The organism is Streptomyces sp. NPDC096193, from assembly GCF_040302905.1.
Taxonomy (GTDB): Bacteria; Actinomycetota; Actinomycetes; order Streptomycetales; family Streptomycetaceae; genus Streptomyces.
On the sequence record NZ_JBEOSJ010000013.1, the window covers coordinates 1 to 10205 of the forward strand.

Below are 10205 nucleotides of genomic sequence, written 5' to 3' on the forward strand. Positions count from 1 at the left end.
GTCTCAGGCATCCTTCCCAACTGCCAGTCATGCGTGATCCCTTCGAGCTCGAACCCGTGGGCCACCGCCCTTTCGCCGATCAGGACGCCGTGCGGTCGGCCAGCCGGAGCTTGCCGGTCTTGCGGGTGCGCCGGCCACCGTGGTCCCCGTCGGACGCCGCCGTACGCTCCGGCTCGTGCGCCCGGATCAGTTGCATGGGCGACATGCGAACACCGTCGGACTGCGCCGCAGCCTGCTCAAGGCCCCGGCGCAGCGCGTTGCGGGCCGTGATCCCCAGCTTGTGGTAGATCCGGTGCAGATGGTTCTCCACCGTCCGCACCGACACCACCAGCCGGTGGGCGATGTCGCGGTTGGACATCCCGGTCGCGGCGAGCGCGGCCACCTCCCGCTCGCGAGGGGTGAGCGGGGCGATGTCGCTGTCTCTGCGGGTCTCGGTCACCATCCACGGCGGCAGGGTCCCGGCGCAGGCGCGGAGCAGGTCCTGGCTGGTCGCCGAGGCCTCCCGGCCCTTGCGGCGCTGGCCCGCGGCCCGGTGGGCGCGGGCGGCCTGGGCCGCCGCCTCCGCGGCGAGCGGCAGCGCGTCCATCTCCCGGAACTGCCGGGCGACCTTGGTGAGCGCGTTGCCGTCGGCCTCGGCGAGGGCCTGGATGTGATCGGCCATCACCCGCACCAGGCCGCCGGTGCACTGCGCCGCGAGCTGCTGGGCGCGCGCCCGGAAGCGGTAGGAGGCGTTCTCCTTGATCCGGGCGGCCAGGTGCAGCGCCATGATCGCGGTGACCGTCCGTCCGCCGGCCGCGGCGCGTTCGGCCAGTTCGAGAGCACAGGATGCCGCACCCGACCGGTCCCCGGTGTGTGCGAGCACCAGCGCCCGGTCGTAGGCGATCTCGTCGTCGGCGATCGGGTGCGAGACCGCCTCGCCCTGCATCGACCGCGCCTCGACGAGCGTGCGCAGCGCCTCGGCGTGCTGACCGGACTCGGCGAGCGCACCGGCCAGTTGGGCCAGCGGCCAGGCCCGGGTGGCCGGCCATTCGTGACCCGTCTCGACGGCGATGGCCTGTCGCAGCAGGGCCACCGCCCGCTCCGGCTCGCCGAGCAGCCGCAGCAGCCGGGACCGGGCGACGACGGTCTGCAGCAGAACGGGCCAGCGGTCCGTGGAGTCGTACCGGCGCGGCGCGTCCAGGGTGTCGGCCGCGTCCTTGAGGTTGCCGGCGAGCCAGGAGCAGCGGGCCGCGAGGGCGTCCAGCAGGACCACGGCGTCGGTGTCCCAGTCGAACGAGACGTCCCGGTACCGGTTCAGCATCTCCAGCGCGCCCGTCGGATCGCCCCTTTCGGTGCGCGCGAACGCCACCACGGGCACCAGCGTCTGGGTGACTGCGATGCCCGCGTCACCGGCGCGCAGCACCGTTTCTCCGATCTCGACGGCGTCCTGGAGCTGGTCGGACATGACGGCGATCATGGCGCGGCTGCCGTGCAGTATCCCGGCGTGCTCGGGGCCGACGGCCGCGACGGCGCCGTCCAGCACCGCGCCGGCAGCCTGGACCCGCTGTAAACGCCAGGCCAGATTGATGACCCGGGTGTGCACGGCGGTGATGAACTCGTCCTGCGGGACCTCCACTCCTGAACCGAGGGCCGTACGCAGCACCGCCTCGGCCTCCTGGTGGCAGCCCTTGCCGATGAGGACCCTGCCGAGCAGCAGGGCGGCCCGGACACAGTCCCTGGGGCTGTCCGAGCGCTGTGCCGCGTACGACACCACCCGGCACAGCACCGCTCCGTACTCCGCCGAGTCCGGGACCGGGCCGTAGGGCGCCGAGTCCTCGGTCGGGGTGTCGCGCAGGGCCAGCAGGCACAGCCGCTCCGCGAGGGTGAAGTTCCGCCGGCGGATCGCGGTGCGCGCGGCGGTCAGCAACTGCTCGCGCTCCGGGACGAGTCCGGCCTCGATCCGCAGCGAGACGATGCGCAGGACGTCCTCGGGCCGGCGCGCGCCCGTGCGTTCCACGGCGTCGGCGACCTGCCGGCGCAGTCGCTGTGCGGTGAGGTCGGACATCCGGGAGGCGACGACGACCCGGCTGAGCGGCACCGACAACCGCAGGTCTACGCGCGTACCGTTGCGTTCGACGGTCACGATGCCGCGTAGGTCCAGCGACTCGGCGGCGTGTGCGAGCCCCGACGCCGCGGCGATGTCGATCTCCAGCGGCTCGGCGACGGCGAGCATGTTGACCAGTTCGAGCTCGTCGTGGCTGAGGTCGCGCAGTCCGAGCCGTATCACCTCGGACAGCCGGCGGCCGGGGCGTTCGGTCAGGCCCTCCCACACCCAGGTGCCGTTGACGCAGCGCAGGGACTCGTCCTCGACCGCGTGGTCGATGAGCTCGCGCAGCATCAGCGCGTTGCCGTGGGTGGCGGCCCACAGCCGCTCCAGCGTGGTGGCGTCGGTGTGGCCGCCGAGGCGGGCCCGCAGGACGTCACCGAGTGCCGCGCTGTCGAACGGCGCCACCTCGACGTGGTCGATGAGCCGGTCGACCCAGAGCTTGTCGATACCGGCAGGCGCCGGTGCGTCCTTGCGGCTGGTGGCGAGCACGCTGAGCCGCCCCGCGGCGACCAGGCGGTGCAGACGGTGGCCCGATGCGGCGTCGACCAGATGCGCGTCGTCGATGCCGACGACCGGGCGGTCGGCCGCGGTGCCGCCCAGGGTCGACGGCTCCACCGACTCCAGACACTCGCCGAGCGAGGCGTAACCCTTTGCGCGTGCACCGCTGTTCCAGCTGGCCCCGCCCACCGAGAGGACGGTGCGGCCCTCGTCGGAAGCGCGCTCGAGCGCGGTGGCGAGCAGCAGGCTCTTGCCCACCCCGGGACCGCCCACGAGAATCGCGCCGCTGCCGCGCGCCAGGGAGTTTTCGACTGCGTGCAGCTCGGCTTCTCTTGCAGTTATCGGCCAGTGAAATACAACATCTGTTGACATCTGTTCTCAAGCCCCCGCAGGAAGAATGTCAGCACCCCTCGATGAATGTCCCGCGGCCCTCAGGTGTCCTGATGTGACAACTGATTGAACAACCTGTAACCGGAAGGAAACGCGTCTGGCGGAAACGCGTCCACTACCAGTCCGGCTTGAATTCGACGCCGTTTTCGCGCCGTTCGAACCTGATGGGCCAACAGGACGGTTGTAAGTATAGACCGGCACGTCGGAAGCCGGGCTGGAATGAATCTGACGGAGCCGGAAACGTGCAAATTGCCTGATGGTCCTGCTATTCGGCTTCCGTTGGGGAGGCCGAGCGGCAACATGAACCGGCAATTCTGACTTCCGCCGGCGGGCACTGCCGGTCCGTTCCTGAAATGCCTTCCCTTCACTTATGTCGGATCTGCTTCGGATATTGCCGCCGGATGTGCCGCGCGAGCCGTGTCCGGACAGCGCTCGTCCCCGGTGCGGGGGCATCCGGGGACGAGCGGTTCGGGGGAGGCGTGGCCGAAAAGCCCGTCGTCAGGACGGCTGTCGGGCCACCCGCCAGCGCTGTGCCCGGCTGCGCTGCGCCCAGAAGTCCGCGTACCGACCGTCCGCCGCCACGAGTTCGGCGTGGGTGCCGCGCTCCACGATCCGGCCCTCGTCCAGCAGCAGGATCTGACCGGCGGCGGCCACGGTCTGCAGACGGTGCGCGATGACCAGGAGGGTCCGGCCCGCGGTGAGGTGACTGAGCGCCTCCTGCACCGCCTGCTCGTTCTCCGGGTCGAGCGACGCGGTCGCCTCGTCCAGCAGCACGATCGGGGCGTTCTTCAGGATCGCGCGGGCGATGGAGACCCGCTGGCGCTCACCGCCGGAGAGCAGCGCGCCGCCCTCGCCGACCTTGGTGTCCCAGCCGTCGGGTAGCCGCTGCACGATCTCCTCCACCCGGGCCTGCCGGGCGACTTCACGGACCTCTTCGTCCGTCGCGTCGGGCCGGCCCACCCGGATGTTCTCCAGGATCGTGCCCTCGAAGAGGTACACGTCCTGGAACACCACAGAGATCTTCGCCATCAGGACCTCGGGCTCGATGTCCCGGACGTCCACGCCGCCCACCCGCACCACACCGGAGTCCACGTCCCAGAACCGGGGGATCAGCTTGCTGACGGTGGTCTTGCCGGATCCGGAGGCACCGACCAGCGCCGTCATCGTGCCTTCCGGCAGGGTCAGCGAGACCCCGGACAGCACGCGGGTGCCGTCGTAGCTGAAGTCGACGTTCTCGAACTCGACGTCGTTGCCCGCCGGCAGCCGCGGGTCGTCCGGATGCGGAAGGCAGGGCTCCGCGAGCAGGTCGCCGACGCGGTCCAGGGCGGACCGGGCGGTGCGCAGGGTGGAGCCGAGGACCGCGGTCTCCGCGATGGGCTCGGTGAACCGGGCCGCGAGGACGAGGATCGCCAGCAGCTTGGCCACGTCCAGCCCGCCGTCGAGCACCAGATAGGTGCCGGTCACCAGGATGACGGTGAACGCGGCCTGGATCACGAGGGCGAAGCTGATCAGACCGGGGACGCCGGTGACGAGCACCCGGCGGGACGCCTCGTACTGCGTGTGCAGCGCGGCGTCCAGGCCGCGGGTGCCGGAGCTCGCGCCGTCCCGGCCGAACACCCGCAGCACGGGCTGGAGCTGGGCGAACTCGACCACCCGGCCGCCGGTCACCGCGTGCGCCGCGGTGCGGGCCTCGTCCGACTTGCGGTTCAGCCCGGCGCTCCACCGGTAGACACCGACGATCAGCGGGACCGTGAGGGTCGCCGCGAGGGCGAGCCGCCAGTCGAAGACGTACATGAGGAGCACGACGGTCGCCGGGGTGACGAAGCTCGTCACGAGCGGCCGCAGCAGGTGGGCCGGTACACCCATGACGTCCATGACGCTCTTGGTGGCGAGCTGGCCCAACTGGCCGACGCGCTCGGGCGCGAACCAGCCCAGCGGCAGCGAGGCCACCTGGTCGCCGATCCGGTTGTGCAGCGTCCTGGAGAGCGTGGCGCCGGCCTGGAAGCCGGTGCGCAGCGAGTCGTAGTAGGCGACGCAGTAGAGGAGGCAGACCCCGAGCATGGCCCACAACCACGGCCAGACCGAGTCGGGGTCGGAGCCGAGGAGCGCTTCGAGGACGGGGACGAGCAGGGCGAAGGCGATGCCCTGGAGGATCGCGCAGATGACCAGCGCGGTGATCATCCGGCGTACGGGACGGTTGTGCTCGGGTCCCACGACATCGAGCAGTTGGCGGATCATCGGCTGGTACCTCCCGCCGGGACGGCGCTGACAGGGGTGGCCGGGGTCGGCCGGTGCGGCTGCCAGGCGACAGTGCGTTCATGGGCGTGCCACATACGGGCGTATCGGCCCTCACGGGCGACGAGTTCGGTGTGCGTGCCCCGCTCGACGATCTTTCCGTCCTCCAGTACGGCGATCTGGTCCGCGTCGACCACGGTGGAGAGCCGGTGGGCGATCAGCAGCACGATCTTGCCCCGCGTCAGCTCGGACAACGCGTCCTGGACGGCGGCCTCGGACTGCGGATCGGCGTACGCCGCCGCCTCGTCGAGGACGATCACCGGGGTGTCGGCCAGCAGCGCGCGGGCGATCGAGACGCGCTGCGCCTGGCCGCCGGAGAAGCGGGCGTCCTCGCCGACCACCGAGTCGTAGCCGCGGGGCAGGGCCTCGATCACGTCGTGGACACAGGCGGCACGGGCCGCGTCCGCCACCTCGGCGGCGGTCGCATCGGGCCTGGCCATACGGATGTTGTCGGCGACGGTGCCCTGGGTGAGCCGGACGTCCTGGAAGACGAAAGCCACCCGGCGGTACAGGTCGTCGAGTGCCAGTTCCCGGATGTCGACCCCGCCGATGCTCAGGGAGCCGCCGGTCACGTCGCCGAACCGGGGGAGCAGGGTGGCCAGGGTGCTCTTGCCGGACCCCGAGGGCCCGACGAGCGCGGTGACCGTGCCCGGGGCCAGCTCCAGATCGACGCCGGCCACGGCTTCCTTCTTGCCGTCGTAGCTGAACCGCACGCCCTGGTAGCTGACGTGGTTGCCGGAGGGGGTGCGCGGGGTCTCGGCCACCGGCAACTCCTCGGCGTTCATCACCTCGCCGACGCGCTCGGCGGCGGCCTTGGCGAATCGCAGTTCGTAGCTCGCGTAGAACAGGGCGAGCACGGGCGCGGTGAGGCCGATGCCGAGCAGCGTGAACGGCAGCAGGTCGACGCCGGCGAGCCGGCCGTCGGTCACGAAGATCGCGCCGCCGGTGATGACCGCCACCAGTACGGCGATGGGGGACAGCACGATCTCGGCGGCCGCCTTGGAGTTGAGCGTGGAGCGGACCCAGGAGAGGAAGAACGCGGCGAAGTCGTCGGCCGCGTCACGGAACTTCTGGTGGGCCCGGCGGCTCTGGCCGAAGGTCTTGACGACGGAGATGCCCTGGACGAACTCGACGGCGCTGCCGTTGATCGCGCCCATCGCCCGGTCGTAGTCGGGCAGATGCTTGGCCATCCCGGCCATCGTGACGCTGTAGAGGCCGAGACCGACGACGAGCGGCGCGATCGTCACGAGGGTCATCTGCCAGTCGACCCAGAAGAGGTACGCCAGCGACGCGGCCGGGACGACGGTCGCCGTGGTCATCTCCAGCATGGAGTGGGCGATCATGTGGTGCATCGCGTCCACGTCGTCCTGCACGGCCTTCTTCACGGTGCCGGAGTTGCGCTCGGAGAACCAGCCCAGCGGGACCCGGGCGAGCCGGGCCACCAGGCCACGGCGGATGTGCAACTGGAGTTCGTTGTCCGCAAAGTGGGTGAGCGCGCCCGCCGCCAGCATGAAGATCAGCCGGACCAGCAGGGCGCCGGCGCCGATCGCGGTGATGGTCCACGCCTGGTCCGACCGGTCGGGTTCGTTGTCCAGCAACACCCGTCCGAGTTCGGCGATGGCGATGAAGGGGACGACGCCGGCGATCGCCGAGACGGCCTGGGCGGCCACTGCCAGCCGCAGCCTTCCCTTGATCGGGCGCAGGATCTCGCCGAGTGCGGCCTTTTCCGCGGCCATCCGGTCCTCCGTGACCTCAGTTAGACGGTGTCTAATAGATGGATCGACTGTACCCGACGCCCGAGTCGGTGCGTCAAGTGCAGAGGTTGGTGGTGCCGGGTGAAGTGCCGCCGCCGACTGCGGCACTTCACCCGGTCGAGGGGGCGAAGCTGTGTCAGCCCGCTACGGGGACACGCTCCTTGGAGGCGTCGTCGAGGGCCGCGTCGCCCTCCTTGATGCCGTAGCGCGCGTACAGCTTCTGGAGCGGGCCGGGGGCCCACCAACTGGCGCGGCCCATCAGCTTCATGACCGCCGGCACCAGCAGGATCCGGACCACGGCCACGTCGAGCAGGATGGCGATCACCATGCCCACACCGAACAGGGTCATGGTCAGTACGCCACTGGTCGCCATCGCCGCGAGCGGGACGCACATCAGCAGGGCGGCGCTGGCGATCAGCTTGCCGATGCTCTGCAGGCCCGTCGCCACCGCGGCGGTCGGGTCGCTGAGCGTGTCGTACTGCTCCCGGATCCGGGACACGAGGAACACCTCGTAGTCCATGGACAGTCCGAAGATCAGCGCGAACAGCATGATCGGCATGTTGGGTTCGATGTTGCCCGTCGGGTCGAAGCCGATCAGGTCGGCCAGGTGCCCGTCCTGGAAGATCCAGACGAGGATGCCGAACGTGGCCGACAGGGACAGCAGGTTCATCGCGATCGCCTTCAGCGGCAGCAGGACCGAACCGAAGGCCAGGAACAGCAGGATGTAGGTCGCGACCGCGATGTAGAGCAGCATCCAGGGCAGCGTGTCCGCGAGCGCGTCCAGCGTGTCGTCGAAGACCGCGGTCTCACCCCCGAAGTACGCGGTCGCGCCGTCCGGCACCGGGACCTCGCGCAGATCGTTCACCAGGTCGCGGGCCTCCGGCGAGACCGCCACTCCGTCGAAGGTGACGGAGACGCGGGCCGAAGTGCCCTCGGCGCCGCTGATCTGGGCGCCCTTGGCGCCGGGCACCTTGGCGAGCTTGTCGGCGTACGCCTGGAGGGCCGCGCCCTGCTCCGGCGACTGTGCGGGGCCCGAGAGCTTCAGCAGCGAGTCGATGGACTTGATGCCGTCGCCCTCGAAGTCCTTCTCCATGATGTTGTGGACCTGCCGGCCCTCGGCCGTGTCGGGCAGCTGGCGGGCGTCGTTGGCGCCGAACTCGATCCGCAGGAACGGCACCGCCAGGGCGAGCAGGACGCCCAGCGTGACGACCGCGACCGCGACCGGGCGGCGCATCAGGCCGTGGGCCAGCCGGAACCAGGCGCCCTCGTCCGTGGCCTTGGGGGCCGCAGTGCGCTTCTTGCGGCGCAGGGACAGGGAGTTGACCTTCGGGCCCATGACGGCCAGCGCGGCGGGCAGGGCGATGATCGAGAAGAAGACGGACAGCACGACCGCGGCCACACCGCCGTACGCCATGGACTTGAGGAAGGCGAACGGGAAGAAGGTCATGCCGAACAGGGCGACCGCGACCGTGATGCCGGAGACCACGACGGTCCGTCCGGCGGTGGCGACCGTACGCGCGAGGGCGTCGGCGCCGGTGCGGCCGGCCTGCAGCTCCTCGCGGTAGCGGCTGACGATCAGCAGGCCGTAGTCGATGGCGACCGCCAGGCCCAGGATCGTCACGAGGCTCATCGCGAACACCGAGACGTCGGTGAACTGGGCGATGACCCTCAGGACCGCCATGGAGCCGATGATGGAGAGTCCGCCGACGAGCAGTGGCAGGCTCGCCGCGGCCAGTCCGCCGAAGACGACCACCAGCAGCAGGAAGAGGATGGGGAACGAGAAGCCCTCGGCGGCGCCGAGATCCTTGCCGATCTCCTCACCGGCCTGGTGGCCGGTGGGGACGGGACCGCCGCGCAGGGTCTCGAACCCGGCGACGTCCAGCTTGTCCTTGATCTTCTTGTAGGACTCTTCCTTGGTGTTGTCATCGCTGCCGTGCAGGTTCATGGCGACGTACGTCGCGTGCCGGTCCCGGCTCACCTGCGAGGGCATCTTGGTCATCCAGAAGTGCGCCGACCCGGTGACCACCGACTTCGGCAGCGACGAGATCTTGCCGACGACGGCCTTCTGGAACGCCGGGTCGTCGACCGTCTTGTCATCGCTGCGATAGACGACGACCGCGTCCGGTGCGCGCTGCGGGAACGCCTTCTCGGCAAGGAGGGCCGCCTGGCGGCTCTCCGACTTCGGGTCCTCGAATCCGCCGGGTTTCATGTCGCCGAAGACGCCGACGCCGTACACCCCGGAGAGTACGGCGAACACCAGTGTGAGGATCAGCAGGGGCTTGCGCCCCCGGTGGATGAACCGCCCCAACCCCTCGAACATCCCAACTCCCTAGATCGTTTCGCATGTTCCGCTTGCCATGCTTCGAAGCTACGGCAACAGTAACAGCGTTATCAATGCCCGTCCTGGCGAATCGGCGCGCATCGAGGTGGGAGTGAATCGATGCTCACAGGGTCTGACCTAGGACGATAGACGTCTTAGACGGTGTGCAAGATTTTTGGGCGGTGTCAGCGCCGTGTCAGTGAGCGAGGTCTTGGGCTGCTGTCCACCGGCTTGTAAAACGGTGTTGCGATACATTTGACGCATGGCCCGGCTCAAGACTCATGACGAAGCACTCCGTCTCAAGCTCATCAACCGCGCTGCCGCCACGGTCTTCGACCGGGGCACCGCGGCCCTGAGCCTGCGGCGGCTCGCCGCCGACGTGAAGACGTCGACCACAGCGGTGTATTCGCTGTTCGGAAACAAGGCCGGGCTGCTCGACAGCCTGTACCGGGAGGCGGCCAGGCTGTTCGTCGCGCGCCTGGCCACGGTCGACTCGTCCGACGACCCGGCGGCCGACGTCATCCGGCTCGGCAAGGCCTATCGCGAGTACGCACTGGCGAACCCTCACCTGTACGCGATCATGTTCGCCGACCGCACCGTCGACTACGAACCGACACTGGAGCGCAGGACAGAAGTCGGCGAGACCATCCAGCCGCTCGTCGACGCGGTGGTCAGAGGTCAGGCGGCCGGCCAGTTCAAGGACGGCTCGCCCGATGTGATCGCCCTGTCCTGCTGGGGCGCGGCCCATGGCCTGGTGTCCCTGGAGCTGTCCGGGAACGAGCCTCCGGGGCTCGACATCGGCGACGCCTACGAAGCCACCCTGCGTGCCGTCGTCAGCGGCTGGCGCCGCGGCTGAGACGGC

5 protein-coding genes are annotated in these 10205 nt (G+C 69.9%); 1 reads left to right on the forward strand and 4 read right to left on the reverse strand.

All coding sequences use genetic code 11. The features are described from left to right. Positions 1-79: 79 nt before the first annotated feature. From ABTX78_RS19840 to ABTX78_RS19855, 4 genes are all read right to left on the reverse strand, one after another. The gene (locus tag ABTX78_RS19840) at positions 80-2842 is read right to left on the reverse strand and encodes a LuxR C-terminal-related transcriptional regulator (RefSeq protein WP_352208076.1); all 2763 of its coding nucleotides are present in this window, start codon (positions 2840-2842) and stop codon (positions 80-82) included. A gap of 630 nt (positions 2843-3472) precedes the next feature. Beyond that, on the reverse strand, positions 3473-5212 hold the full coding sequence (locus ABTX78_RS19845) for an ABC transporter ATP-binding protein (RefSeq protein ID WP_352208077.1): 1740 nt from the start codon (positions 5210-5212) through the stop codon (positions 3473-3475). After that, positions 5209-7005, reverse strand: a complete 1797-nt coding sequence (locus ABTX78_RS19850; RefSeq protein ID WP_352208078.1) for an ABC transporter ATP-binding protein — start codon at positions 7003-7005, stop codon at positions 5209-5211. Before ABTX78_RS19850 ends, ABTX78_RS19845 begins: the two co-directional genes overlap by 4 nt. 154 nt (positions 7006-7159) lie before the next feature. After that, positions 7160-9343 (reverse strand): MMPL family transporter, encoded by a 2184-nt coding sequence (locus ABTX78_RS19855; protein WP_352208079.1) that lies wholly within the window; start codon positions 9341-9343, stop codon positions 7160-7162. A gap of 262 nt (positions 9344-9605) precedes the next feature. Here ABTX78_RS19855 and ABTX78_RS19860 point away from each other — a divergent pair, with 262 nt between their 5' ends. Beyond that, the gene (locus tag ABTX78_RS19860; RefSeq protein WP_352208080.1) at positions 9606-10199 is read left to right on the forward strand and encodes a TetR/AcrR family transcriptional regulator; all 594 of its coding nucleotides are present in this window, start codon (positions 9606-9608) and stop codon (positions 10197-10199) included. Positions 10200-10205 lie beyond the last annotated feature (6 nt).